Source organism: Pelomicrobium sp. P1, assembly GCF_052805615.1.
In genome coordinates, this window is record NZ_JBRBEM010000009.1 from 108799 (window position 1) to 134240 (window position 25442).

The following is a 25442-nucleotide window of genomic DNA, read 5'->3' on the forward strand; positions in this document are numbered from 1 at the left end:
ATGAAGCTGGCCCTGGGCCCGGTCCTCTACTACTGGAGCGCGGAGCGGCTTTTCGCGTTCTACGACGAGGTCGCCCGGGCGCCGCTGGACGTCGTCTACCTGGGCGAGACGGTGTGCTCCCGCCGCCACAGCCTGCGGCTGCCGGACTGGCTGGCCCTGGGGGAGCGGCTCGCCGCCGCCGGCAAGGAGGTGGTCCTCTCCACCCAGGCCCTGGTGGAATCGGAATCGGATCTGAAGTCGCTGCGCCGCATCGTTTCCAACGGCTGCTTCCTAGTGGAAGCCAACGACATGGCGGCGGTCAAGTGCCTCGCCGGCCGCGGGCCTTTCGTCGCCGGCGCCCATCTCAACGTCTACAACCCAGCTACCCTGGGCGTCCTCGCCGAGCTGGGTGCCGTGCGCTTCGTCGTCCCGGTGGAGATGTCGCAAGCGGCCCTCGCGGCGCTCCAGGCGGAGCGCCCCCCGGGCGTGGCGACCGAAGCGTGGGTCTACGGCCGGCTGCCCCTGGCCTTCTCCGCCCGCTGCTTCACCGCGCGGCACTACAACCTGCAGAAGGACGATTGCCGGTTCCGCTGCCTGGACCACCCGGAAGGGCTCTCCCTCTTCACCCAGGAGGGCGAGCCGTTCCTCACGTTGAACGGCGTCCAGACCCTGTCGGCCCAGGTGCTCAACCTGCTGCCGGTCCTCGACGAGCTGCGGGCGCTCCGCGTCGATGTCGTCCGGGTAAGCCCCCAGGCCCGCTACACGGGGCGTGTCCTCGAAGTGTTCCGCTCCGTGCTGGATGGCACCATGGATTTGCGGGCCGCCCTGGCGGCCCTCGAATCCCTCATGCCCGGGGCGCCCTGCGACGGCTACTGGCGCGGGGGCGCCGGCATGGGGTGGCGCGGACAGGCGAGGCCATGAAGATGGGATCCCTTCCGCTTCAGATCGTGGACACGGGGCTTCGGCCCGGACGGGAGAACCACGCCCTGGACCGGCAGTGGCTGCGCTCGTGCGCCGCGGCAAGGCGCGGTCCCACCTTGCGCTTCCACCGCAGCCTCCCCACCGCAAGCCTGGGCCGTTTCCAGGCCGCCCCACGGGAGCTGCGGTTGGACGTCTGCGCGCGCCGCGGCGTCGACGTCGCCCGCCGCATGACCGGCGGCGGCGCCCTGTACCTGGATCCCCGGCAAGCGGGCTTCAGCCTCGTGGCGCCCGGGTCCGCGTTCGCCGGCCCTTTCTCCCTCCCATCCATGCTGGCGAACGCCGCCGCGGCGCTAGCGCAAGCCCTTGCCTCCCTCGGAATCACCGTTCGGATCAAGGCGCCCAACGACCTGGAGATCGGCGGCCGCAAGCTCGCCAGCGTGTTCGCGGTGCGGGAAGGGGGCGCGTGGCTCGTGCACGGGACGGTCCTTTTGGACGTGGACGTCCAGGCGATGCTGGAAGTGTTACGGGTGCCCACCGAGAAGCTTTCCCCGGACGGCCTGGCCGCCGCCCGCGACCGCCTCACCACCCTCGCCGAGCAACCGGGCGGCGCGCCGCCTCTTTCGGCGATTCACCAGGCGATCGCTGAAGCCATCGCCGAGGCATTCGGCTGGCGGCCGGTTTCAGCGCCGATCGAGCCCGCTCCGGTCCGGGTCTCGCCGGCGCTCCTCGCCCACGAGGGTCGCGCGGTCGGGTTCGTGGAATGGCCCGAGCCGGGACCGGGCGTGATCGAGGTGTTGACCAAAGCGAAATCCAGCACCCTGCGCCTGCAGGCCGAGGTGGACGCTGGCGCCCGCGTTTTCGGCGAGGTGCGGCTCGCCGCCGATCTCCACGCCCAGCCCGGCGAGGCCCTGGAGCGGTTGGCGGCCTGCCTGCGAGGGTGGCCGCTGGAGGACGGGGTAGCGCGCGCCGCCGGACTGATCGAAGCGGGCGCCGTGGAAGTGCCGGGGCTCGCGGCGCAAGACTTGGCGCGGCTCGCCCGGCTTGCCCTGGACACCCGCCGCCTCCAGGACGCGGCCGATCTCTCCCACGCCGAGGCCAACGCGGTCATGATCCACAGCCCGGATGGGTCGTCCGCCGAGACGATCCTCGGCCGGGCGGCGGTGATGCTGGTGCCTTATTGCGCCAAGCCCGTCTGGTGCAAGTGGCGCCATCGGGACGGCTGCTCCGAGTGCGGCAAGTGCGAGGTGGGGGACGCCTACCGCATGGCCCGGCAGCGGGGCATGCGGGTCATCACCGTCACCAAGTACGAGCATCTGTTGGAGACGCTGGACGCGCTGCGGCAGGAAGGGGCTGCCTACGTGGGCATGTGCTGCAGCCATTTCTACCTCAAGCGCCACCGGGCGTTTGCCGACGCCGGGCTCCCCGCGGTGCTCATGGACGTCTCCGGCTCCAACTGCTACGAGCTCCAGCAGGAGGCGGCGGCTTATCAAGGGCGCTTCCAGGCCCAGGCGCGGCTCGACGCGCCGCTTCTGGCCAAGGTGATGCGCTTCGTTCCGCCGCGGCCGCGCAACGAGCCTTCGGCCGGGGAGACGGACGCGTGATCCTGCCGGCGTTTCCGCGGCCGCTCGCCGCGTTGCTTGCGCGCCTGCCGGCCTATCCCCCGTCGGCGGCCTTCGCCGCCCTCCTCAACCTGGCGCTGCTGGGCAGCCTCCTGCCGCGGGAAGCTCTGGCGCCCATCGAGGGCCGGCGCATCCGCATCGTGGCCGAGGACCTGGGGCTACGGGTCGAGTTCATGCTGACCGCCCAGGGCTTCCGCCCCTGCGCCGGGCGGCAGCCTCCTGACCTCACCCTCCGCGCCCAAGCCGTGGATTTCTTGCGGCTCGCCGCAAGGCTCGAGGATCCGGATACCCTGTTCTTCAGCCGCCGCCTTGTGCTCCAAGGGGACACGGAATTGGGATTGCTAATCAAGAATACGCTGGATGCGATGGACTGCTCACCCACATGGCTTCGCGCCGTAGTGGCTGCCATGCTGGAGAAAGACTCTGTGCCTTTGGGCTAACGACCACTCAAAGCACACCCCTGGCCAATACGACTAGAACCTATCTCAAAATCGCCGGCGCGGTAGGGTGCGCTTCAGCGCACCGTCGCGACGCCTCTGAAACAGCGGTGCGTTTCGCTGCGCTCAACGCACCCTACCCGATTTTGAGATAGGTTCTACTCCTTAGGCGCAAGCCTCAGGCCCCGGCGAGCCGCCATGGAAGCGCCGAGGCGACGGACCTGCTCGGGGGTGAGCAGGCGTGCGGCCGCGGGCAGGAGCTCCCGCTCCTCTTGCTCGATATGCGGGAGGTACAGGGCCTGGAAGCGCAGCGCCAGGTCCAGGTCCAGCTCCGCGGCGTTCCCGTCCCGGATGGCGGCGAGGGGCTCCCGGATCTCGGCCCACAGCCGCTCCATCTGCCGGTGGTCCTCCTGCAGCCCGGCGATCAGGCGTTCCAGCGCCTCTCGCGCTTCCCCGGCCGTCTCCAGCATCACCGGAAACAGGTCCTGCTCCTCGTCCTGGTGATGTTTCACCCCGGCGTCGTCGAAGTAGGACAGGATCTGGCGCGCCGCCAGGCGGGCGTCCTCGTCCAGCCCCTGTTTTTCCAGGTGATCCACCAGCCGCAGCAACAGGACACAGCGGCTTTCGATGCGATCGTGGCAAGCTTCCAGCAGCGCCAGGGGCTGGTCGAAGCCCGGCGCAGGACGGGGTAAAGCGCTCATGATGATCGACTCGCTCCTCTCGGAAGTTCTCGGCAATTCACGGGGTCTGCCTTACGGGCAGACCTTTGCCGGTCTCTTCCGTTCCCTTGAGAACCGGAAGGATTCGACCGGCGAACACGGCGAGGGCGAGCCACATGCCGAGACTGCCCGCGACGGCGAGCCACCGGGATCCCAGGAGGAATCCCGAGGCATACGCCACGACGCCCGCGTGGGCGAGGGCGAGCTGGAGCCAGGCCCAGGCCCCGCCGCGGATGGGGTTGCCGGTGAACCGGGGCAGCATGTGGGCGCCCAAGCCGTAGATCAGCATCAACACGAAACCGGCGCCGAACAGGTGCATGGCGACCGGCCGGGTGGCCCCGTCGGCGAGGAGCGTGCCCTGGAGGAGCAGGGCCAGACCGGAGAGGACCAGGTAGCCCATCGCCGAGACCACGAAGGCCCGATTGTCCCGGGAAAGCATCATGCCAACGTGATAGGCGCGCCCTTTAGGCCGGGGAGGGGCGGCCGCCACCAGGGCCCGCGCCTCCGCCGGCGACTGCACCCCGACCGCCGCCAGCTTCCCGTCGATCACCACCGCCGGCACGGTCTTGATCCGCAGGCGCGAGGCGAGCTCGCGCCCTTCCGGCTGGGCCAGGTCCACCACCGCGAAGCGGATGTCCTTTTCCGCTGCCACCTGCCGCCACACCGCCTCGGCGCTGGGGCAGGTGGGACACCACTCGGATACCAGGAGCTGCACCGTGATCCTGGGGCCGGGGGAGCCCCCATCACCCGCGGCTGCCGGCCGGCTACTCATTGGGCGCACCGCATGCACTGGACGTCGTAGCGGTCGATCCAGGCCTTGAGTTTCTCCACCGCCTCCGCCCCGGTGACCAGATGTTCGAGGGCCCGCTCCGGGATATCGGGCTTCATCTTGACCAGCCAGGCGTCGCCGTAGGGGGCGATGTTGATCAGGCCCGGATCGGCCAGCACCCGGTCGTTGACCGCCACGATGACGCCGTCGAAGGGCGCCGGGATGCCGCCCGCCCACTTGCCCGACTCCAGCCGCGCCAGGGGCTTTTTCCATTGGCGATGGGTGCCCACAGGCTTCAAGGTCACGTACTGCACCCGCCCGGCCATGGTCTGGGACGGGTCGGTGATGCCGATGCGATAGGTGCCGTCGGGTTCCGGCGCCACCCAGAGGTAATCCAGGTCGTACCAAAGATCGGGAGGAAGCTCGCAGCCCCGGTATTCGGTCATCGGGCATCCAGGGGCGAGCGCAGCCGCACGCTGAAGACCATGTTGACGGCGAAGAGGGCCATGGCGGCGACGCTCATGAACCCGCCGATCGCCACCAGGGCGTCCAGGGTGCCGAGCCAGCCGGCCACCATGACCGGTAATCCCAGGTTGGCCAGCCAGAACTGCAAGCTGGCCAGCTTTTCCGAGCGCAAGGGGTAGCCCCCGAAGCGGGGGATCACGTGGAGCCCTACCCCGTAAATGGTCATGAGGGTGAGACCCAGCAGCATCAAATGGCCGTGGGCCCGGGGGACGTTGCCGGGCACGAGCCCCGGGTGGGCGAGGTGCACGAGGGCCAGCAGGCCCCCGGCGAGCCCCCACAGGAGCCCCATGACGACGAAGAGCTTGTTTCGACGGTGCATCGCGGCGAGCCGGCTCGGGAATTTCGGAGGCGAACGCCGGCGCGGGCTTTCCCCGCCCGCACCGGGTTCCTAATTTAACACCGGAAAGGGAGGCGGGGCCCTTGATCTAGCTCAAAGCGTCGGCCGCCTGGCGAGGCTGCGCGCCCGCACGAGCTGATACGGCCGGAACAGGTAGGCCACCGCGGCGAAGCCGCTCCACACGTGCACTAGCCGGGAGAACGGAAACAACAGGAACAAGGTCATCCCGAAGAACAGGTGGACCTTGAAGACGAGGGGCGCGCTCGCCATCACCTCCGCGGCGCCGCCGCGGAAGGTGACGATACGCTGAGCCCATTCGGAGAGGGCCAGCATCACGCTCCCATCCGGGTGCTGGGCCGAGGAGACGATGCTCAAAAGCCCCAGCAGCAGGGTGATCAGGATCCAGAACAGCACCACGAAGTCCATGGGGGTGCTGACGGCGCGGATGCGCGGCTCCGCCAGGCGCCGGTGGATCAGCAGCACCAGCCCGGCGAAGGTCATGAGCCCGGCGATGCCGCCGGAAACCATGGCCAGGAGCTGCTTGGTCCCGGCGCCAAGGAAGGGCTCGTAGACCCAATGGGGGGTCAATAAGCCCACCAGGTGCCCGAAGAACAGGAACAGGATGCCCACGTGGAACAGGTTGCTGCCCCACCGGAGCTGGCCCCGCCGCAGGAGCTGGGAGGAGTCGCTCTTCCAGGTGTACTGCCCCCGGTCGAAGCGGATCAGGCTGCCCAGCAGGAACACGGTCAGGGCGATGTAGGGATAGATGCCGAACAGAAACTGATGGAGGTAAGCCATGGTCTTTTCCTCGTCTTTAGACTAACGGGCAATCCGCTGCGGCCAGCCGCGGAACTGCACCACCGCCGGCGCGCCTGCGGCAGGCTGTCCGCAAACAGCGCCCGCGGATGGCGCCCCGGGCCCGAAGGTCACCGGCTCTTCCGCCCAGGCCGCGTCCAGGGCCTCGGGGCTCGAGTCGTCCGGCTCTTGCGCCAGCGCACCCGCATCCGGCAGCGGCTTCTCGCCCGCAAGTGCCAGCAGCGCGCCGAAGACCGTCGCATAGGGGCTCGAGCGCTTGCCGAGGCGGCAGTGGAGCGCGCAGAGGATGTGGGCGGTTTCCGCCAGCAGCTCGCGCGCCTCCCCCGGCTCGCACTGGGACAGGTATTCCAGGAACGCCGGCAGGAAGTCCGGCAGCTCGTCCCCGACGGGCCGCAGGCCCTTGGAGGCGTACAGCCCCTTGAGGTCCACCATGGCCTGGCCCCGGTCCCGGGACTCCCCGTGCACGTGCTCGAAGAGATGGAGCGAGAGCGCCCTGCTGCGGTCGAACAGGCCCACGTAGCGCTCCTGCAGCTCGAGCAGGTCGGCGTTCTGCAACTCCGCCATGAAGGTGAGCAGCCGCGCCCGCTCGTCGCCGCGCAACAGCGCTTCCATCTCGATCGCTTCCGCCAGCTCGGGCAAGGCTTCGATCAGGGCCGCGTCGGGATAGCCGAGCAGCGCCCCCAGCACCTGATAGGTCTTCATTTCGCCACCTCCTTGAGGGGGATCACCCGCTTCTTGCCGCCGAAGAGGCTCGGCTTGGACGTGCCGTCCGAGCAGCCGTTGCCGAAGCTGAAGCCGCAGGAGGCCCGCAGGTCGTACGCGTCCTCGGCGTACTCCCGGTGGGTGGTGGGGATCACGAACCGGTCCTCGTAGTTGGCGATGGCCATGATGCGGTACATCTCCTCCACCTGGGCTTCGGAGAGATCCACCCGCCGCAGCACCTCCGCGTCCGCCTTCCCCTCCACGTGCCGGCCCCGCATGTAGGCGCGCATGGCGAGCATGCGCTCCAGGGCGAGCTTGACCGGCGCCTCGTCGCCGGCAGTGAGCAGGTTGGCCAGGTACTTGAGGGGGATGCGAAGCTGGGACACGTCCGGGATCACCCCGTCGGAGGCCAGGTGGCCGGCGTTGGCCGCCGCCTGGATCGGGGACAGGGGCGGGACGTACCAGACCATGGGCAGGGTGCGGTACTCCGGATGCAGGGGCAGGGCCACCTTCCACTGCACCGCCATCTTGTACACCGGCGAGGCCTGGGCAGCCTGGATCCAGGCCTCCGGAACGCCGTCGGAGCGCGCCTGCTCGATCACCTCGGCGGCGAAGGGGTCGAGGAAGATCCCGAGCTGGGCCCGGTACAGGCTCTTCTCGTCCTCCACGCTCGCCACCTCCTGAATGCGGTCGGCGTCGTAGAGCAGCACGCCCAGGTAGCGGATGCGCCCGACGCAGGTCTCGGCGCACACGGTGGGCTGTCCCGCCTCGATGCGGGGGTAGCAGAAAATGCACTTCTCCGCCTTGCCCGATTGCCAGTTGAAATAGATTTTTTTGTAGGGACAGCCCGAGACGCACATGCGCCAGCCGCGGCACTTGTCCTGGTCGATGAGGACGATGCCGTCCTCCTCCCGCTTGTAGATGGAGCCCGAGGGGCACGCGGCGACGCAGGTCGGGTTCAGGCAGTGCTCGCACAGCCGCGGCAGGTACATCATGAAGGTGTTCTCGAACTGGCCGTAGATCTCCTTCTGCACCTGGTCGAAATTCTTGTCCTTCGAGCGCTTGGCGAACTCGCCCCCCAAGATCTCCTCCCAGTTGGGCCCCCATTCGATTCTCTCCATCCGCTCGCCGGTGATGAGCGATCTCGGGCGGGCCACCGGCGCGGTCTCGGAGAGGGGCGCGTTGTGCAGGTGCTCGTAGTCGAAGGTGAACGGCTCGTAGTAGTCGTCGATCTCCGGCAGGTCGGGATTGGCGAAGATGGAAGAAAGCACCCGCCAGCGGGGTCCGATGCGCGGCACGATCTCGCCGTTGGACAAGCGCTTCCAGCCGCCCTTCCACTTGCCCTGGTTCTCCCACTCTTTGGGGTAGCCGATCCCGGGCTTGGTCTCCACGTTGTTGAACCACGCGTATTCCATGCCAGGGCGCGAGGTCCACACGTTCTTGCAGGTGACGGAACAAGTGTGGCAGCCGATGCACTTGTCCAGGTTCAACACCATCCCGATCTGGGCTCTGACTTTCATTTCATGTCTCCTGGGTTTTCATGCGCCGGCTTCCGCGTGGGGCCGATCGAGCCAGTCCACCTTGGCCATCTTGCGCACGATGATGAACTCGTCCCGGTTGGAGCCCACGGTGCCGTAGTAGTTGAAGCCGTAACTCTGCTGGGCGTAGCCGCCGATCATGTGGGTGGGCTTGGGGCAGGCGCGGGTCACCGAGTTGTGAATGCCGCCCCGCAGGCCGGTCACTTCCGATCCCGGGGTGTTCACGATCTTCTCCTGGGCGTGGTACATGAGCACCATCCCCTCCGGCACCCGCTGGGACACCACCGCCCGGGCGGTGAGCGCCCCGTTCAGGTTGTAGGCCTCGATCCAGTCGTTGTCCTCGATGCCGGCCTTGCGGGCGTCGGCTTCCGAGATCCACACGATGGGGCCGCCCCGGGACAGGGTCAGCATTAGCAGGTTGTCGGTGTAGGTGGAGTGGATGCCCCACTTCTGGTGGGGCGTGATGAAGTTGAGCACCACTTCGGGATGGCCGTTGCCCCGCTGGCCCAGGAGCTCCCGCACCGTCTTGGTGTCGATGGGCGGCTTATAAGCGACCAGCGCCTCGCCGAAGGCCCGCATCCACGGATGATCCTGGTAGAGCTGCTGGCGCCCGGTAAGGGTGCGCCAGGGGATCAGCTCGTGGACGTTGGTGTAGCCGGCGTTATAGGACACGTGCTCGCTCTCCAGCCCCGACCAGGTGGGGGAAGAGATGATCTTGCGGGGCTGGGCGAGCAGGTCTCGGAAGCGGATCTTGTCCTCTTCCCGGGCGAGGGCCAGATGGGCGTGATCGCGCCCGGTGACCTTCGACAGGGCCTCCCAGGCCTTCACCGCCACCTCCCCGTTGGTTTCGGGGGCGAGGTACAGGATCACCTCCGCCGCGTCGATGTCGCTCTCGATCCGGGGCAGCCCCTTGGACACCCCCTCCTCGGCTACCGTGGAGTTGAGCTTCGCCAGCCCCTGCACCTCCTGCTCGGTGTTCCAGCCGATGCCCTTGCCGCCGTTGCCCAGCCTGGCCATGAGGGGTCCCAGGGCGGTGAATTTCTTGTAGGTGTTGGGATAGTCCCGCTCCACCACCGTCATCTGGGGGGCGGTCTTCCCGGGGATCAGCTCCACCTCGCCCTTCTTCCAGTCCTTGACCTCCAAGGGCTGGGCCAGCTCGGCGGGCGTGTCGTGCAGGAGGGGCGCAAGCACCAGATCCTTTTCCACGCCCAGGTGCCCCACCGCCAGCTCGGAGAACTTGCGGGCGATGCTCTTGTAGATCTCCCAGTCGCTACGGGCCTGCCACGCCGGGTCTACCGCCGCCGACAGGGGATGGATGAAGGGGTGCATGTCGGAGGTGTTGAGGTCGTTCTTCTCGTACCAGGTGGCGGTGGGCAGCACGATGTCCGAGTACAGGCAAGTGGTGGACATGCGGAAGTCCAGGGTCACCAGCAGGTCCAGCTTGCCTTCGGGCGCCTGGTCGTGCCACGCCACTTCCAGCGGCTTCTCGCCCCCCGTATCGCCTAGGTCCTTGCCCTGCACCCCGTGCTGGGTTCCCAGCAGATGCTTGAGGAAGTACTCGTGGCCCTTGCCCGAGGAACCCAGGAGGTTGGAGCGCCAGACGAACAGGTTCCTCGGGAAGTTCACCGGATTGTCCGGGTCCTCGCAGGCGAGCTTGAGGCTGCCGTTTTTAAGGGCCTGCACCGCGTAATCCTTGGGATCCATCCCCGCCGCGGCGGCAGCCTTGGTGACCTCCAGGGGATTCGCCGCGAGCTGGGGAGCGGAAGGTAGCCAGCCCATGCGCTCGGCGCGCGCGTTGAAGTCGATGAGGCTGCCGCGGTACTCGTTCGGATTGGCGAGGGGCGACAGGATCTCGGACACCTTGAGCTTCTCGTAGCGCCACTGGTCGGTGTGGGCGTAGAAGAAGGACGTGGAGTTCATGTGCCGCGGCGGCCGGCTCCAGTCCAGGGCGAAGGCGAGGGCAGTCCAGCCGGTCTGGGGCCGCAGCTTCTCCTGCCCCACGTAGTGGGCCCAGCCGCCCCCCGACTGGCCGACGCAGCCGCAGAACACCAGCATGTTGATGACCGACCGGTAGTTCATGTCCATGTGGTACCAGTGATTCATGGCCGCGCCGATGATGATCATGGACTTGCCCCGGGTCTTGTCAGCGTTGTCGGCGAACTCCCGAGCCACCTGGATCACCCGGTCGCGGGGGATGCCGGTGATCCGCTCCTGCCACGCCGGCGTGTAGGGCACGTCGTCGTCGTAGGAGGTCGCCACGTTATCCCCGCCGAGGCCCCGATCCAGGCCGTAGTTGGCCATCATGAGATCGTAGACCGTGGCGACCAGCGCTTCGCCGCCGGCCAGCTCGACCCGCTTCGCCGGAAGGTTGCGCAGCAACACCTCGTCGTTAGGGTTGTGGGGGAAGTGCTCGTGGGGGCGACCGCCGAAATAGGGGAACGCTACCGGCACCACCGCGTCGTGGCAGCCCAGCAGCGTGAGCCTCGCACTTATGTCGTTTCCGGTGCAGGCGTCTTTCTGCTCGAGGTTCCACTTTCCCGACTCACCCCAGCGAAAACCGATGCTGCCAAGTGGGACCACCAGCTTGCCAGTCAACTCGTCGAACGCCACCGTCTTCCATTCGGGGTTGTTCTCCTGCCCCAGCTTGCCGGGAAAGTCGGAAGCCCGCACCAGCCGGTCCGCCACGTAGCCTTCGCCCTTCTTCTCGAGCAGCACCAGGAACGGCAGGTCGGTGTAGCGCCGGGCGTAGTCGCGGAAATACTCGCTCTTGCCCGAGAGGTGAAATTCCTTGAGGATCACGTGGCCCATGGCCAGGCCGAGGGCGGCGTCCGTGCCCTGTTTCGCCGGCAGCCACAGGTCGCAGAGCTTCGCCACCTCGGAATAGTCGGGGGTCACCGCCACGGTCTTCGCCCCCTTGTAGCGCACCTCGGTGAAGAAGTGGGCGTCGGGGGTGCGGGTCTGGGGCACGTTGGAACCCCAGGCGATGAGATAGGTGGCGTTGTACCAGTCGGCCGATTCCGGCACGTCAGTCTGCTCCCCCCAGGTCTGGGGGCTGGAGGGGGGCAGGTCGCAGTACCAGTCGTAGAAGCTCATGCACACCCCGCCAATCAGGGAGAGGTAACGGCTTCCGGCCGCGTAGGACACCATGGACATGGCGGGGATGGGCGAGAATCCGATCACCCGATCGGGGCCGTAGGTCTTAATGGTGTACACGTTGGCCGCGGCGATGATCTCGTTCACCTCGTCCCAGGTGGCCCGCACGAAGCCGCCCAGGCCCCGCACCGACTTGAAGGCACGCGCCTTGGCCGGATCTTCGACGATGCTCCCCCAGGCCTCCACGGGGCTGAGCTTCTCCCGCGCCTGCCGCCACAACTTCATCAACCGCCCGCGCACCATCGGGTACTTGAGCCGGTTGCCGCTGTAAAGGTACCAGGAGTAGCTGGCACCCCGGGCGCAGCCCCGCGGTTCGTGGTTGGGCATGTCCGGGCGCGTGCGCGGGTAGTCGGTCTGCTGGGTCTCCCAGGTGACGATGCCGCCTTTCACGTAAATCTTCCAACTGCAAGAGCCGGTGCAGTTGGTGCCGTGGGTGGAGCGCACGATCTTGTCGTGCTGCCAGCGCATGCGGTAGGCGTCCTCCCAGGTGCGGTCCTCGTCCCTGACGACACCGTGCCCGTTGGCGAAGGTGGGCTCGTTCTTGATGAAATACCTCAGCCGATCCAGAAAGTGACTCATCGATTTCTCCGTGAAGCGTTGTCCGTGACCCGGGAAGGGAGAGGCGGCGTCGACGGACGCCCGCCCTTCCCCCTTTGCGCCGTCAGCACGGCACCTCCGCGTGCTTGCGGGAATAGAACCACCACGTCACCGCGATGCAGGTCGCGTAGAAGGCGATGAAGACCCAGAGCGCCGCCTCGGGTCCGCCGCTCAGGGCGATGGACGTGCCGTAGGACTTGGGGATGAAGAAGGCGCCGTAGGCCGCCACCGCCGAGCTGAAGCCCAGCACCGCCGCCGCCTCCTTGCCGGCGCTGCGCGCCGCTTCCACCTGAGCCGCCTGGCCCCGCCCCGCGCTCCAGCGCTCGTGCAGGGTGCGGAAGATGATGGGGATCATGCGGAACGTGGAGCCGTTGCCGATGCCGGTGGTGAGGAACAGCAGCATGAACATGGCGAAGAAGCCGGTGAAGCTGCCCTCGGCGGGGCCCCAAGGCAGGGCGAAGCCGCCGGTGGTCCCCTTCGGCAGGAAGTACAGGACGCCGACCACCGCTAGGGCCATCACGATGAAGTTCCAGAAGGTCACCCGCGCGCCGCCCAGCTTGTCCGACATCCAGCCGCCCACGGGGCGGATCAAGGCCCCCACCAGGGGACCGAGGAAGGCGTACTGCAAGGGGTCCACGCCCGGGAACTGGGTCTTGATGAGGAGCGGGAAGCCGGCCGAATAGCCGATGAACGAGCCGAAGGTGCCGATATAGAGCCAGCACATGAGCCAGTTGTGCTTGCGGCGGAAGATCACCGCCTGCTCCGCCAGGGACGCCTTGGCCGAGGCGATGTCGTTCATGCCGAACCAGGCGGCTAGGGTGGAGGCGAGGATGAAGGGCACCCAGATGAAGCCGGCGTTCTGCAGCCACATCTGCCTGGTCACCTCCCCTTTCACCCAGGTCTGGGGCTCGCCGCCGAAGGCGCCGAACACGGCGGTGGTGATCACCAGGGGCACGACGAACTGCACCACCGACACCCCCAGGTTGCCCAGGCCGGCGTTGAGCCCCAGGGCCGTGCCCTGGTTCGACTTGGGGAAGAAGAAGCTGATGTTGGCCATGCTGGAGGCGAAGTTGCCGCCGCCGAAGCCGCACAGCAGGGCGATCGCCAGGAACGTCAGGTAGGACGTCTCCGGATCCTGGACCGCGAAGCCCATCCACACCGCCGGGATCGCCAGTGACGCCGTGGAGACGGTGGTCCACAGCCGGCCGCCGAAAATGGGCACCATGAAGGAGTAGAAGATGCGCAGGGTCGCCCCCGACAGGCCCGGCACCGACGCCAGCCAGAAGAGCTGGTTGGTGGTGAACTGGAAGCCGATGTGGGGCAGGTTCACCACCACCACGCTCCACACCATCCACACGGCGAAGGCCAGCAGCAGCGCCGGGATGGAGATCCAGAGGTTGCGCGTGGCGATTCGCTTGCCATGGGTCTGCCAGAACGTCCGGTCCTCCGGGTTCCAGCTGGTCAACACGCGGGTTGCCATGATCCTCTCCTTTTAAGTGGAAACCGCGCTTACCTCGTCGCCAACACCGGGGCGCCGGCCTTGCCGTTGCGCCGCGCAGGGACGATCTCGCTCCAGTACATCCAGACGAGCGAGACGAGGGTCACGCCCCAGAGCAGCATGAAGATGCTGGAGCGCACGCCGGTCACGTCCACCAGCGCGCCGAACATGATGGGCAGGAGAAAGCCCCCCAGCCCGCCCACCAGGCCCACGATTCCAGAAATCACGCCGATGTTGTCGGGGTACTGATCCGAGATGTACTTGAACACGGAGGCCTTGCCGAAGCCCCAGGCGATGCCCACCACGAACAGCAGCGCGGTGAACATCCAGGCGTCGAGGCCGATGTGGAGCGAGAGCGGCCCATGGATGGTCTGGATGGTCATCTCGGTCTGGGGATAGGACATGAAGAACAGGCACACCCACGACACCAGCATGACCCACCAGGTCACCGGGTGGGCGCCGTAGCGGTCGGACAGCCAGCCGCCGGCGGCCCGGATCACGCCCGAGGGCAGGACGAAGATGGAGGCGATCAGCGCCGCCGTCTGGATGCCGAAGCCGTACTCGTTGATGTAGTACTTGGTCATCCACAGGCTCAACGCTACGTAGCCGCCGAACACGATGGAGTAGTACTGGCACAGCTTCCACACGTTGGGGTCCTTGAGCGCCCTGAGCTGATCCCGGAACGTGACGCTGGAGTGCACGTGGTGGCCCTTGTCGGTATAGGTGAACAGCCAGAACAGGACCACGGTGACGAGCATGGCCGCGGCGTAGACCTTGGGCACCATCTGCCAGCCGAAGGCCACCACCAGGGTCGGCGCCACGAACTTGGTGAGGGCGGCGCCGGCATTGCCGGCGCCGAAGATGCCCATGGCGAAGCCCTGGCGGCCCTTGCTGAACCAGCGGGCCACGTAGGCAATGCCCACCGAGAAGGAGCCTCCGGCCAGGCCGACGAACAGCCCCAGCGCCAGGTACTGCCAGAACTCGGTGGCGTGAGAGAGCAGATAGATGGGCACCACGGTGGACAGCATGAGAACGAAGAACACGACGCGGCCGCCGTACTTGTCGGTGAGCATCCCCAGGGGCAGCCGGATCAGGGAGCCGGTGAGGATGGGGGTCGCCGCCAGCAGCCCGAACTGGGTCTCGTTGAGCCCGAGGGTTTCCTTGATGGGGATGCCGATGATGGAGAACATCACCCACACCGCGAAGCACACGGTGAAGGCGAAGGTGCTCGCCGCCAGCACCGACACCTGCTTGTACGCCTGGCTTGCCATGACCGTCTCCCTGGTTCGTGCCGCGACCCGCTTTTCCCGCCGGATCGCGATCCCTTGAACGACGATGACAGGTTACGGCGCCCCGCGGCCCGCGCCTATTCGGCGAACGGCGGAAAGCGCCGCGGCGGTAGGAGGATGGGACCTGGCCGGACGAGGGAGGAAAGCGGCCGCCCCCATCCGCCGGAAGGACTAGTTCTTGGGGACGACGGGAACCGCGACGCTTTGATTTACAATGGCTTGGAAGCTCCTGAAGGCCCCGTGCCGGGCCCGTTCAGGGCTTATAACCCAAACCACGAGAGGAGAAGCCGCCATGGCGAAGGACAAGGCCCCCAAGGCTTATTTGCAGCTCAAGAAGGCCCACGGCCCGATCTTCGACGCGCTGGAGCAATTGGGCCAGCGGGTCCGGGAGGCCGGTCCACTGGATGAAAAGACGGGCCATCTGATCCAACTGGCGGCCGCCGCCGCGACCCGCTCCGAAGGGGCCGTGCACAGCCACGTGCGCCGGGCCCTGGCCGCGGGGGCGACCCGGGAGGAAATCCACCACGCCCTGCTGCTGCTCGTGAGCACCATCGGCTTCCCCCACGTGGTGGCGGCCCTCACCTGGGCCGAGGACGTGATCGGGAAGAAGTAGCCCCGCAGGAAAGGGGGCTTACTGTTTCGGCACCAGCCCCTGCTCCACGGCATACACGGCCGCCTGCACCCGGCTCGAGAGATTGAGCTTGCGCAGGATGTGCTGGACGTGGATCTTGACGGTGCTTTCGGCCAGATGGAGGGCGCGCCCGATTTCCTTGTTGCTCGCGCCGCGGGCGAGCAGCGCCAGGATTTCCCGCTCCCGCGGGCTCAACTTGTCCCGCTCCGACGCGGAAGCCGGCGCGTCGCCCCGGGCGAAGCCCTGGATTCCCTGGAGGAGCTTCCCGGTCATCTGGGGCGACATCACCGGCTCGCCCCGGGCGGCGCGGCGGATGCTGTCCACCAGGTGCTCGGTCTCGATGTTCTTGAGCAGGTAGCCGCGGGCCCCCGCCTTGAGGCTTTCCATCAGGTCCTCGGCGTCCTCCGACACGGTGAGCATCACCACCTGCACCTCGGGCAGCTCTTCCAGCAGCAGCTTCAAGGTATCGCGCCCGCTCAAGCCCGGCATGTGCAGATCCAGCAGCACCACGTGGGGCTTGAGCTGCTTGGCCCGCTTGACGCCCTCCAGCCCGTCGGCGGCCTCGCCCACCACCTCGATGCCCTCCTGGCGCGAAAGCAACGCCTTCACGCCGCTGCGGAAGAGGGCGTGGTCGTCCACCAGCAGAACCCGCACCTTTTCCGTCACGCCGCCTCCCGTTGCGCGACCGGGAGCGTGAGCGTCACGCGCGTCCCCTTCCCCGGGGCCGAGCTCACCTCGAGCTTGCCGCCGATGCGGTGGGCCCGCTCCCGCATGATCTTCAAGCCCACGTGGCCGTCGCCCTTGTCCAGCACCTGCCGGGCGTCGAACCCCTGCCCATTGTCCACCACGTCGAAGCGGTAATCACGCCCCCGCTTCATCTCCACCCGCACTTCGGTGGCCTGAGCGTGCTTGCGCACGTTGGACAAGGCCTCCTGCACGATGTGCAGCACCTGGAGCTGCTGCTCCGGCGCGAGCGGCATGCCCATGCCGCTCGCCCGCAGCCGGCTGGAAATCCCCGTCTGTCCCTCGAACTTCTCCAAAGCGCTTTTGAGGGCCTCCTCCATGTCTACCGCGCCGGAGCGCAGCCGGAAGTGGACCAGCAGCTCCCGCACGTCGTCGTAGCTTTCCTGGATGCCTTCCCGGATCTGGGCCAGCTCCTCCAGCGCCCGCTCACAGTCCGCCTTCTTGATGGACTGCTCCAGCATCTGCGCCTGCAAATTAAGAAACGCCAGGGACTGGGCGATGGAGTCGTGCAGCTCCTGGGCGAGGAGATTGCGCTCCTCGGAGACCGCCAGCTCCCGCTCCCGGGATACCAGGCGCTGGTTCTCGATGGCGATGCTCAGGTGCTGGCCCAGGGTTTCCAGCATGTGGCGCTCCTGGGGGGTGAACTCGCGCCCACGGCGGAAATACAGGTTGAACAATCCCAGCACCTGCTTGTGCGCCCGGATCGGGAAGACCGACACCGAGGCGAACCCCACCTGCCGGCATTTGTACAGCATGTCGGGGGGCGGGCTCGCGGCGAATACCTGCACCACGGACTGGCCCTGCTGGACGGACTCGCCGCACAGGCATTCGCCCACGCGCAGGCAGCGCTCCTCGGAGGCGAATTGGGGATCGAGCCCCTGGTACACGTACAGGTGGATCTGCTCCGTCTTCGGATCCGCCATCCGCACCGATCCCCCGTCGGCCTGAAACACCACCATGAGCTTCTCCAGAAAGCCGCGGCACAGCGTTTCGATGTCGGCCGGCTCGTTGAGGAAGGTGGACACGTCGTAGAGGATGGCAAGCTCCCGGTTCTTGTCCTCCAGCCGCTGGGTCTTGTCCTGCACCCGCCGCTCCAGGGTGGCGTAGAGGTCCTGCAGGTGGTCGGCCATGCGGTTAAAGCCCCGGGCCAGGTCACCAAACTCGTCGTCGCTTTCCACGGGCACCCGCGCTGTAAAATCCTCCCGCTCCATGCGCTGCACGCCCTCCTGCAAGCTCATCACCGGGCGGATCACGAACAGGAAGACCAGGTAGATGAGGATGATCGTGCCGGCGATGGCCAGCGCCAGGAGCCCTAGTTGCAGGGTCTCCAGTAGGGCCGTGTTGCCCGAGCTCGCCCGCTCGATGGCGCGCACCAGGGAATCGATCCGGTGGACGAAGGCGTCCACCTCGGGCCGGTACTGGGCCACCCGCCGGGCCTGCTCCGCCGGGTCGGCGGCGGCCAGGATGTCCTCGATCCGCGGCCTGATCCGCTGGGTCCAGGCGGATTGGATCTCGCGCAACTGGCTGCGGATCTCGGGCTCGCCGGGAATCAGGAGCGGGCGGCTGGGATCGCCCCGGTCGAGGCCTTCCAGCACCCGTTCGAACGTGTCCACTTCCTGGCGCACCGCGGCCGCGAGCTCGCCCCGGCGCCCCGGCTCCGCCGCGACCTGGGAGAGGAGGAAGGCGATGCGGTAGGAGCGCATGCGCTCGCTCCCCAGATCGTTGATGGCCGCCGCGCCGCCCTGCAGCTTCCAGGAGACGTAAAGGGTCAGCCCGATGGCCAGAACGGCGACGATGAAAAACACGACCAGAATGGCGGACAGGCGGAAGCCGAGCTTGCGAAAGACGGGCGGCATAAGGCGGCGCGCGGGCGGTGCGTGATCCCTCGATTATACAGAGAGCGGAGTGCCCTCCTCCGGGCCGGTCGTGCCTTCAACGCAACTCATCCACCTTGATGAAGACCCGGCGCCGCTCGGCTTCGGACGCCTCGCCTCGGGAGAAAATCGCCGTGGCGCCTTGTCCCCTGTCCTGGGCGACGGCGCCCAGCTCGATCCATTCCCCGAGCCGGGCGGACACCTGGGTCTCCACCTGCTGCGTGTCGATGCCGCCGGACCGGTCACCGGTGAAGCGGTCGCGGACGGTGCGGATGGAGAGCAGGACCGAATCGCCGGAAACCAGGGGGCGCACGTAGAAGCCGGTCGCCGCCTCCCGGTACTGGACGCTCTCCACGATCCGGGTGCCGTGGGGCGTCTCCACCACCGTGCGCTCCGGCACCGGGGCGGCCGCGCCCACCTGGATGAACGCTTCGCCGCCCTCGAGCACTTGAAGCGTCTGGGTGCCGCGCTCCCGCTCCTGGACCCGGCGCTCGCCGATCCGGGCCCGGAGCCGGGCGTCGCCGCTCGAATACACGGCGTCGAGCTCCCGGCCATCGGTCCGCTCGGAAGGCGGAATCGCCGCGCGGGCCTCGCCGCCGAGGCGCGCTCGGGCCGAAATCTCCACCCCCCGCCGGACCGAGGCTCCTTCGCCGTCCTGGCGCACGGAGACCAGAAGCCGCCGGGGCGGCGTGTCGATCTCCTCCACAACGCGCCGGATCTCCGCCAGGCGCCGGGGCGTGGCGCGGACAACGAGCCGGTTGCCGATGCCCGTGACCGCCCCTTCGGGCCCGGCCAGGGTCTGGATCACGGGCAGCACCTGCTCCAGGGTGCGGTGGCGCAACGGAATGACCTCGGTGACAGTCGGCTCCGCCGCCCAGGCGACCGCGGCGACGAGCCCCAGGGCGATCCAGCCGAGCACGCCCTTCCCTGTCCGTTTTCTCGAATTCGCGTCTCCCATCGCCCCCGTTTCGCCCGCCACCGGCCTGCAAGGCCGATCATATACCAGGGCGCATTCCGTGTCCGGCAGGCCGCCCGGTGCTACCATAGGAGAGAGGCGCGAGGAAACCCATGAATCCAGCCCGCTGCTGCCTGCTGGCCGCGTTGGCGATAGCATTCCCCGCCCACGGAGCCAGCGCTACCCCCGCCGATGCCCCCGATTTCCCGGCGTTCGAGACCGCCTCGGCGGCGAACGTGAACGAGGGGGAGCTGCGGTTCCTGGAGGCGCCGCCCGGGAAGCCGGTCCACCATCACCACAACACCGTCATCATCACCGACCAGAGCCTGGACGACGGGTGGACGGGGTTGCGCCAGTGCCACGAAAACCTGGACCAGGTGAGCGCCCTGCAGATCGTGTTCAACCCCGAGCGGATCCGCAACCTGCAAGTGGAGTCCTTCCACGGCGTCCAGCGGGCCTGGGTCGAGGGGGCGTCGGTGCAGCTTCGCCACGTGGGGCCGGGCGCCCGGGTGTGTCTCAAGGCGGAAGGGCGGGCGCTGCGGGACAACGGCGACGGGACGTTCAGCCTGGCGAGCGGCCCCTTCATGCGCAAGTTCCTGGACGGCTACTACCCGATGCGGGTCTCCATGACCGTCCGGGTGCTCACGCGCCAGCTCCGCTTCCTGCAGATCGACCCGCCCTCTCAGAAGGGCTTCCGGGTGATGGAGCGGCCCGGCGAGGTGAGCTTCGACACCTGGTTCGAGGGGCGGCTCACCACCGAGATCCGCTTCGTGACCCGGGACGGTTTTCCCCGCTGGTAAGGGCTGCGAGCCCTTCCCTGGGCCCGGTCCGCAGTCGCAAGCTCCCCTTCTCCCGCCCCGATCAATTCTCCCGGGCCTGGAAAGCCGTCTCCTGGCCGCCGGGTTTCGCTTTGACGGGACAGCCGCCGCAGGCCTCCCGGGGCGACAAGCCCAACCCCGTCAGCGACTGCACCAGGCAGGACACCGAGCGCCGGCACGCCAACACGGGGATGCCCTGGGCCCGGGCGCTTTCGCGAAAGCCCCGCATGACGTTGTGGCTCAAGAAGTCGGTGAACAGGATCAGCAGGTCCACTTCCCGGGAGAGGGCCGCCACCCGGCGCTGGTGGGCGGCCTGGCGACCGGACACGTGGTCCACCACCCGGATGCCCAGGGCGGCCAGGGTGGAGGGGATGTTGCCGAGGCGATCGGCGCCGACGATGAGGGCGTTCATGGGGTCGCTCCTTTGAAAATGATTCTCGATACTATTTAACACAAATGATAATTATTCTCGTCTGTATGTCAAGAGTTTTTGCCGCCGCCCCCTGCCTCGCCTGGCGCAGAATGCCCATCTTGTTTACGAATGATTTTCGTTCGTATAATAATTAAACGAGATACGTTCTCATTCACCAGCCAGGAAGGAGAAAACAATGAAGTGCTTTCTCGCGACGCGGGCGCTGCTGGCCGCGGCGGCCCTCGGCGTTGCCGTCTCGGCCGCGGCCCAGGACCCGGTGGTCAACGTCTATTCCTCCCGCCACTACCAGACCGACGAAAAGCTCTACAGCGATTTCACCAAGGCGACCGGCATCAAGGTCAACCTGATCGAGGGCAAGGAAGATCCCTTGATCGAGCGCATCAAGAACGAAGGGGCAAACAGCCCGGCGGACGTGCTCATCACCGTGGACGCCGGCCGGCTGTGGCGCGCGGAACAGCTCGATCTGTTCGCGCCGGTAAAGTCCTCGGTCCTGGAAAGCCGCATCCCGGCGAGCTTCCGCCATCCCGGGGGCAAGTGGTTCGGCTTCTCCTACCGGGCGCGGGTGATCGCCTACCATAAGGACAAGGTGAAGCCGGGCGAGATCGCGAGCTACGCGGACCTCGCCGATCCCAAGTGGAAAGGCCGGATCTGCGTGCGCTCTTCCAGCAACATCTATAACCTCTCCCTGCTCGCAGCCCTGATCGACCACTGGGGCGAGGAGAAGGCGCGCCGGTGGGCAAAAGCCGTCAAGGACAACATGGCCCGGGAGCCCAAAGGCGGCGACACCGACCAGATCAAGGCCGTGGCGGCGGGCGAGTGCGACGTGGCCATCACCAACCACTACTACTACGTGCGGCTCATGAACTCGGACAAACCCGAGGACAAGAAGGTGGTGGAGAAGGTGGCCCTGCTGTGGCCGGATCAGAACGGCCGCGGCACCCACGTCAACGTCTCCGGCGCCGGCCTCGTCAAGACCGCGCCCCACAAAGAGGCGGCGATCAAGTTCCTCGAGTACCTGGCGAGCGACCAGGCCCAGGCCTACTTCGCCGCCGGTAACAACGAGTGGCCGGTGGTGCCGGGCGCCGCCTACAGCAACCCGGCCCTCGCTTCCCTCGGCAAGTTCAAGGCCGACTCCCTCAACGTGAGCGTGCTAGGCAAGAACCAGGCGCTGGCGCAGAAAATCTACGACCAGGTGGGCTGGAAGTAAGCACGGCGCGACGGAGCCGCTGGACAGGCATTGCGCGACACGGCTGCCCGGCCACCGCCGGGCGGCCGTCGCTTTTTCGCCCCGCCTGCCCGTCTGGCGGGCTGCGCTTTATGAGTTTGCTAGATTTGGCGAGAAGTCCCGGGCCTCGCGCCCAGGCGCGTGGGAGCCCTGCTTCGGGGCACCGCGGCGGGCCGACGCGCCCGGGGCATGGGTTTTGCCGGGACTACAACGGGGGGCGCCACTTCAAGCCCGGGAAACGGGCGTAGTCGCGGTCGGTCGTAATCCACTCGCAGCCATACTCGATTGCCAGCGCTGCGAACCACGCATCCTGTACCAGGTTGCCCGTTGCCTGCGACTCTTTGCACAGGTGGCTGAAAAGGGGCCAGTGCCGCTCGCCGGGCACGACAATACTGGCCGTGGGACTGTCAAGCAGGGCTTTGCAGAAGGCAAGCACGGCAGCGGGCGAATCGGGGCGCGCAAAGATGCGCGGATGGGTGCAGACACGCACCACGGACGCTAGCACCTGGGGCGAGATGCCGAAGGGCGCCGGGCCGTCCAGGCAGTCTTCAAGCCAGGCGCGACAGGCGGAAGGAATGGTTCGGCGCGAAACGCGTAGACCAGGACGTTGACGTCGCAGAGGATCAGCTACGGGACTCCATCCGGTCGAGCAGGGCGGAGGTATCGTCCAGATTGACGCCCGGCTGCAGGCCGCCCCCGGCTGTGGACACCGACAGCGGCGACCGCGGCGGGCGCGCGCCCGCGGGCGGTTTGCGCAGCACGATCTCGAGGCCCTGTTCGATCAGTGCCGTTAGAGTGGTGCCGCGGCGCGCCGCCTCGCGGCGGGTGCGGTCCAGAAGGCGGTCGTCCAAGTGTATCGTCGTACGCATACGTCAAAGCATGCTTATATTTATGGTATGTCTTTATGTCAACCCATGGGATGCCGGCCAGGCGCGGCGGCTCCCGTGCCCGGAACCCTTTGCGCTCAAGGAACTCACATCCGCTGGAATCCCTGCTCAGGGAGCACCGCGGCGGCCGACACGCCGGTGGGCTGGGCCGCCCGGGCGATCTGGCGCGCCACGATGACGAGGGGCACGAGCCCCACGACGACGATGGCCAGGGACGGCAGGGCCGCCTCCGCCAGTCGCTCGTCGGCGGCCAGGTTGTACACCTGGGTCGCCAGCGTATCCAGGTTGAAGGGGCGCATGACCAGCGTTGCCGGCAGCTCTTTCATTACGTCGACGAATACCAGCAGCCCGGCGGTGAGGAGACTGCGCGCCAGCATAGGCGCGTGCACGCGCATGAGCGTCTCGAGGGGAGCCACCCCGAGGCTGCGGGCGGCGTCGTCCATGGTCGGGCGCACCTTGGTGAGGCCCGCCTCCACCGTGTGGAGCGCCGCCGAGAGGAAGCGCACTAGGTAGGCGTACACCAGCGCCGTCATGGTCCCGGTGAGGAGCAGCCCAGTGGAAACGCCCAAGGTGGCGCGCATCCAGGCATCCAGGGCGTTATCGAACCGGGCGAGGGGAATGAGCACGCCCACCGCGATGACGATGCCCGGCACGGCATAGCCGAGGGAGACCAGGCGGTTCAAGCTCCGGGCGAGGGGTCCCGGATGAAGCCGGGCGTTGTAGGAGAAGAGCAACGAAAGCGCCACCGCCAGGACCGCCGTCACCGCCGCCAGCATGAGGCTGTTGCGCGCCAGGGTGAAGAAACGCCCAGCCGAGTAAAGCCCCCCCTCCCCCACGGCCAGGTGGGCCAGGACCCCCGCCGGCAGCAGGAAGCCGAAGACCAGGGGCGCCGCGCAGGCCAGGAAAGCCATCGCCCCCCGCACCCCGGAGAGCCGGTGCCGGGTGTGGGCTTTCTCCCGCTGGCTGGTGTTGTAAAAGCGCGCCCGTCCCCGGCTCAGTCGCTCCACCAGCAGGATCAGAAGGACAAAGCCCAGGAGGGAGGCCGCCAACTGGGCCGCCGCCACCCGGTCCCCCATGGAAAACCAGGTGCGGAAGATGCCGGTGGTGAAGGTGGGCACGCCGAAGTAGGCTACCGTGCCGTAATCGGCCACCGCCTCCATGAGGGCGAGGGCGGCCCCCGCCGCCACCGCGGGGCGCGCCATGGGGAGGGAGACGCGGAAGAAGCAACTCCACGGCCCGTGGCCCAGGGTGCGGGCCGCCTCCACCATGGCCGCCGAGCGCTCCAGGAATGCGGTGCGGGCTAGGAGGTAGACGTAGGGGTAGAGGGTGAAGGCGAACATGGCGACCGCCCCGCCCAGGGAGCGGACCTCGGGGAACCAGTAGTCCCGGGGACCCCAGCCGGTCACCTCCCGCAGCCAGGTCTGGACCGGCCCGCTCACCTGGAAGAAGTCGGTATAGGCGTAGGCCATCACGTAGGCCGGCATGGCCAGCGGCAGGATGAGGGCCCACTCCAGGAAGCGCCGGCCGGGAAATTCGTGCATGGTGGTGAGCCAGGCGCTAGTGACGCCGATGCTGACCACCCCCGCCGTCACGCCCGCGATCATCCACAACGTGTTGGCCACGTAGTCCGGGAGCACCGTCTCGGCGAGATGGGACCAGGCATCGCTCGGCGCGGGCAGGAACACGTGGACCAGCACGCTCGCCACGGGCACGACGGCCAGCACGGCGAGGGCCAAAGCGGCCAGGTTCAACGGGCTTAAGGTTTTCAGCGCCTGCACGAGCGGTTCTGTGATTGAAAATGAGATCAATTACAATGATAGCAGCGACCTGAGCGCCGGCCGGCATCTTCCTGGCGCTTCAGGATTGCCCCCGATCGACACGAACGCTGATGGCCGCTCTCCTGGAAATCCGCGACCTGCACCACGCCTACGGCGACCAGCCCGTGGTGCAGGGGCTCTCCCTAAGCCTCCGGCGGGGGGCTATCGGCTGCCTGCTGGGGGCCAGCGGCTGCGGCAAGACCACGGTACTTCGCTGCATCGCCGGCTTCGAGCCGGTGGCGGCTGGGGAGATCGCCATCAACGGGGTGGTGGTCTCCCGCCCCGGCTTCCGCGTGCCGCCGGAGCGCCGGCGCGTGGGCATGGTGTTCCAAGACTATGCCCTCTTCCCCCACCTTTCCGTCGCCGAGAACGTAGCCTTCGGCCTGAGGGGGCTTCCCGCCCGGGAACGGGCTCGCCGGGTGGCCGAGCTGCTGGAGGTGGTGGGTCTCGAATCCCTGGGAGACGCCTTTCCCCACCAGCTCTCGGGCGGGCAGCAGCAGCGGGTGGCACTCGCCCGGGCCCTGGCGCCGGCGCCCGACCTGCTGCTCCTGGACGAGCCCTTTTCCAACCTGGACGTGGACCTGCGCTCGCGCTTGTCCCAGGAAGTGCGGGAGCTGCTGAAAAAACGCCACATCACCGCCGTCCTGGTCACCCACGACCAGAACGAGGCCTTCGCCATGGCGGACGAGATCGGCATCATGCGGGAAGGCCGCATCGAGCAATGGGACACCCCGTACAACCTCTACCACAAGCCCGCCAACCGCTTCGTCGCCGACTTCGTCGGCCAGGGGGTATTCCTGCCCGGCCAGGTGCTGAGCCCGCGGGAGGTGAAAATCGAGCTGGGCGTGCTGCGGGGAGAAATCCCCCACGAGTGCGCCGAGGCGACGAGCTGCGACGCCTGCGCCCGCAACTGCTACGTGGACGTGCTGCTGCGCCCGGACGACGTGGTGCACGACGACGCGAGCCCCATGAAGGCCGAGGTGTTACACAAGGCGTTCCGCGGCGCGGAAATCCTCTACACCCTGCGGCTCGAGAGCGGCGCCCAGGTGCTCTCCCTGGTACCCAGCCACCACAACCACCGCATCGGCGAGAAGATCGGCATCCGCCTGGAAGCGGACCACGTGGTGGCGTTTCGCCACGACGAGGCGCGCGCCTGAGC

24 protein-coding genes are annotated in these 25442 nt (G+C 67.6%); 7 read left to right on the forward strand and 17 right to left on the reverse strand.

Features of this window, described 5'->3' with window-relative positions:
- The 3 genes from ubiV to ubiT are packed head-to-tail and all read left to right on the forward strand — an operon-like array spanning nt 1 to nt 2959.
- Nucleotides 1-900 carry a ubiquinone anaerobic biosynthesis protein UbiV gene (gene ubiV, locus ACUVYZ_RS10455; protein ID WP_439934343.1) on the forward strand — a complete coding sequence of 300 codons (900 nt, stop codon included), beginning with the start codon at nt 1-3 and terminating at the stop codon, nt 898-900.
- Nucleotides 897-2501: a lipoate--protein ligase family protein gene (locus tag ACUVYZ_RS10460; protein ID WP_439934342.1), complete on the forward strand. Its 1605-nt coding sequence runs from the start codon at nt 897-899 to the stop codon at nt 2499-2501. The genes ubiV and ACUVYZ_RS10460 overlap by 4 nt, the downstream gene beginning before the upstream one ends.
- On the forward strand, nt 2498-2959 hold the full coding sequence (gene ubiT / locus ACUVYZ_RS10465) for a ubiquinone anaerobic biosynthesis accessory factor UbiT (RefSeq protein WP_439934341.1): 462 nt from the start codon (nt 2498-2500) through the stop codon (nt 2957-2959). Before ACUVYZ_RS10460 ends, ubiT begins: the two co-directional genes overlap by 4 nt.
- 155 nt (nt 2960-3114) lie before the next feature.
- Here the strand turns inward: ubiT and ACUVYZ_RS10470 are convergent, their stop codons facing one another.
- The 10 genes from ACUVYZ_RS10470 to ACUVYZ_RS10515 all read right to left on the reverse strand — a co-directional run bounded on the left by ACUVYZ_RS10470 (nt 3115) and on the right by ACUVYZ_RS10515 (nt 14881).
- The gene (locus ACUVYZ_RS10470; protein WP_439934340.1) at nt 3115-3657 is read right to left on the reverse strand and encodes a hemerythrin domain-containing protein; all 543 of its coding nucleotides are present in this window, start codon (nt 3655-3657) and stop codon (nt 3115-3117) included.
- Nucleotides 3658-3694: 37 nt separating this feature from the next.
- A complete protein-coding gene (locus tag ACUVYZ_RS10475) occupies nt 3695-4396 on the reverse strand; it encodes a thioredoxin family protein (protein WP_439934446.1) in 702 nt (233 codons plus the stop codon).
- Between the two features lie 47 nt (nt 4397-4443).
- Nucleotides 4444-4890, reverse strand: a complete 447-nt coding sequence (locus tag ACUVYZ_RS10480) for a glycine cleavage system protein H (RefSeq protein ID WP_439934339.1) — start codon at nt 4888-4890, stop codon at nt 4444-4446.
- Complete coding sequence (locus ACUVYZ_RS10485) at nt 4887-5288, reverse strand: hypothetical protein (protein ID WP_439934338.1); 402 nt, start codon at nt 5286-5288, stop codon at nt 4887-4889. The genes ACUVYZ_RS10480 and ACUVYZ_RS10485 overlap by 4 nt, the downstream gene beginning before the upstream one ends.
- 111 nt (nt 5289-5399) lie before the next feature.
- Nucleotides 5400-6104, reverse strand: a complete 705-nt coding sequence (narI, locus tag ACUVYZ_RS10490; protein ID WP_439934337.1) for a respiratory nitrate reductase subunit gamma — start codon at nt 6102-6104, stop codon at nt 5400-5402.
- Between the two features lie 21 nt (nt 6105-6125).
- Nucleotides 6126-6824: a nitrate reductase molybdenum cofactor assembly chaperone gene (gene narJ, locus ACUVYZ_RS10495; RefSeq protein ID WP_439934336.1), complete on the reverse strand. Its 699-nt coding sequence runs from the start codon at nt 6822-6824 to the stop codon at nt 6126-6128.
- Entirely contained in the window at nt 6821-8344 is a 1524-nt protein-coding gene (gene narH, locus ACUVYZ_RS10500) for a nitrate reductase subunit beta (RefSeq protein ID WP_439934335.1), read from the reverse strand. Before narH ends, narJ begins: the two co-directional genes overlap by 4 nt.
- An 18-nt stretch (nt 8345-8362) precedes the next feature.
- Nucleotides 8363-12094 carry a nitrate reductase subunit alpha gene (locus ACUVYZ_RS10505; protein ID WP_439934334.1) on the reverse strand — a complete coding sequence of 1244 codons (3732 nt, stop codon included), beginning with the start codon at nt 12092-12094 and terminating at the stop codon, nt 8363-8365.
- 82 nt (nt 12095-12176) lie between these two features.
- Nucleotides 12177-13592, reverse strand: coding sequence for a NarK family nitrate/nitrite MFS transporter (locus ACUVYZ_RS10510; RefSeq protein WP_439934333.1), 1416 nt, complete (start codon nt 13590-13592; stop codon nt 12177-12179).
- A 29-nt stretch (nt 13593-13621) separates the two neighbouring features.
- Nucleotides 13622-14881, reverse strand: coding sequence for an MFS transporter (locus ACUVYZ_RS10515; RefSeq protein ID WP_439934332.1), 1260 nt, complete (start codon nt 14879-14881; stop codon nt 13622-13624).
- Nucleotides 14882-15191: 310 nt separating this feature from the next.
- On the opposite strand from ACUVYZ_RS10515, the gene ACUVYZ_RS10520 reads away from it, so the two are divergent.
- Nucleotides 15192-15512, forward strand: coding sequence for a carboxymuconolactone decarboxylase family protein (locus ACUVYZ_RS10520; RefSeq protein WP_439934331.1), 321 nt, complete (start codon nt 15192-15194; stop codon nt 15510-15512).
- 18 nt (nt 15513-15530) lie between these two features.
- Here ACUVYZ_RS10520 and ACUVYZ_RS10525 read toward each other — a convergent pair whose 3' ends face one another.
- From ACUVYZ_RS10525 to ACUVYZ_RS10535, 3 genes are all read right to left on the reverse strand, one after another.
- Entirely contained in the window at nt 15531-16196 is a 666-nt protein-coding gene (locus tag ACUVYZ_RS10525; RefSeq protein ID WP_439934330.1) for a response regulator, read from the reverse strand.
- Entirely contained in the window at nt 16193-18130 is a 1938-nt protein-coding gene (locus ACUVYZ_RS10530; RefSeq protein WP_439934329.1) for a type IV pili methyl-accepting chemotaxis transducer N-terminal domain-containing protein, read from the reverse strand. The genes ACUVYZ_RS10525 and ACUVYZ_RS10530 overlap by 4 nt, the downstream gene beginning before the upstream one ends.
- 76 nt (nt 18131-18206) lie before the next feature.
- The gene (locus ACUVYZ_RS10535) at nt 18207-19067 is read right to left on the reverse strand and encodes a secretin N-terminal domain-containing protein (RefSeq protein WP_439934328.1); all 861 of its coding nucleotides are present in this window, start codon (nt 19065-19067) and stop codon (nt 18207-18209) included.
- Nucleotides 19068-19216: 149 nt separating this feature from the next.
- Between ACUVYZ_RS10535 and ACUVYZ_RS10540 the strand changes: the two genes are divergently transcribed.
- Nucleotides 19217-19903, forward strand: coding sequence for a hypothetical protein (locus tag ACUVYZ_RS10540; RefSeq protein ID WP_439934327.1), 687 nt, complete (start codon nt 19217-19219; stop codon nt 19901-19903).
- A 61-nt stretch (nt 19904-19964) separates the two neighbouring features.
- Here ACUVYZ_RS10540 and ACUVYZ_RS10545 read toward each other — a convergent pair whose 3' ends face one another.
- Nucleotides 19965-20333, reverse strand: a complete 369-nt coding sequence (locus ACUVYZ_RS10545) for a DUF2325 domain-containing protein (protein ID WP_439934326.1) — start codon at nt 20331-20333, stop codon at nt 19965-19967.
- Nucleotides 20334-20529: 196 nt separating this feature from the next.
- Between ACUVYZ_RS10545 and ACUVYZ_RS10550 the strand changes: the two genes are divergently transcribed.
- Nucleotides 20530-21561: a Fe(3+) ABC transporter substrate-binding protein gene (locus ACUVYZ_RS10550; RefSeq protein WP_439934325.1), complete on the forward strand. Its 1032-nt coding sequence runs from the start codon at nt 20530-20532 to the stop codon at nt 21559-21561.
- Between the two features lie 223 nt (nt 21562-21784).
- On the opposite strand, the gene ACUVYZ_RS10555 is transcribed toward ACUVYZ_RS10550, so the two are convergent.
- The 3 genes from ACUVYZ_RS10555 to ACUVYZ_RS10565 form a co-directional block, all read right to left on the reverse strand.
- Nucleotides 21785-22252, reverse strand: a complete 468-nt coding sequence (locus ACUVYZ_RS10555; RefSeq protein WP_446033062.1) for a TA system VapC family ribonuclease toxin — start codon at nt 22250-22252, stop codon at nt 21785-21787.
- Nucleotides 22203-22430, reverse strand: coding sequence for a type II toxin-antitoxin system VapB family antitoxin (locus ACUVYZ_RS10560; RefSeq protein ID WP_439934324.1), 228 nt, complete (start codon nt 22428-22430; stop codon nt 22203-22205). Before ACUVYZ_RS10560 ends, ACUVYZ_RS10555 begins: the two co-directional genes overlap by 50 nt.
- Before the next feature lie 122 nt (nt 22431-22552).
- Nucleotides 22553-24244, reverse strand: coding sequence for an ABC transporter permease (locus ACUVYZ_RS10565; RefSeq protein ID WP_439934323.1), 1692 nt, complete (start codon nt 24242-24244; stop codon nt 22553-22555).
- 110 nt (nt 24245-24354) lie between these two features.
- Here ACUVYZ_RS10565 and ACUVYZ_RS10570 point away from each other — a divergent pair, with 110 nt between their 5' ends.
- Nucleotides 24355-25440, forward strand: a complete 1086-nt coding sequence (locus ACUVYZ_RS10570; protein ID WP_439934322.1) for an ABC transporter ATP-binding protein — start codon at nt 24355-24357, stop codon at nt 25438-25440.
- Nucleotides 25441-25442: the final 2 nt, after the last annotated feature.